A 405-nucleotide genomic window follows, 5' to 3' on the forward strand; every position below is an offset into this window, starting at 1 on the left:
GGCGGATTCATACGGTCAGGGAAACATTTCCTGACCGTGGAGGTTTGCTGTGCCGAGAGGGGTTCCTGCGTCGCGGGCGATGAAGCGTGAGCTGTTTGATCGGGTGTGTTGTGGGCAGTCGGTGTCGGCGGCGGAAAAGGCGATGGGTGTGTCGCACGGGTTGGGGCATCTGTGGTGGCACAAAGCTGGGGGAATGACACTTGCAATTGGGCAACGCGGCGGCATCGTCGGCTTAGTCGACAGCGACGGGCCGGGTGGGCCTGGGCATCGGATCAACCTCGATGAGCGGATCACGATCATGCGGGGCCTTGATGCAGGATTGAGTTACGCCGAGATCGGGCGCAGCATCAACAGAGACCGTTCGGTGGTCTATAAGGAAGTCACCCGCAACCGCGGCGCTGACGG

1 protein-coding gene is annotated in these 405 nt (G+C 61.7%); it reads left to right on the forward strand.

Going from position 1 to position 405, the window contains the following annotated elements; all coding sequences use genetic code 11:
- Nucleotides 1-79: 79 nt before the first annotated feature.
- The coding region (locus MELE44368_RS24800) for a helix-turn-helix domain-containing protein (RefSeq protein WP_164890222.1) at nucleotides 80-405 on the forward strand (326 nt) is incomplete at its 3' end.

Origin of the sequence: Mycolicibacterium elephantis DSM 44368 (assembly GCF_004014805.1) — a bacterium.
In the GTDB taxonomy this organism is placed as follows: domain Bacteria; phylum Actinomycetota; class Actinomycetes; order Mycobacteriales; family Mycobacteriaceae; genus Mycobacterium; species Mycobacterium elephantis.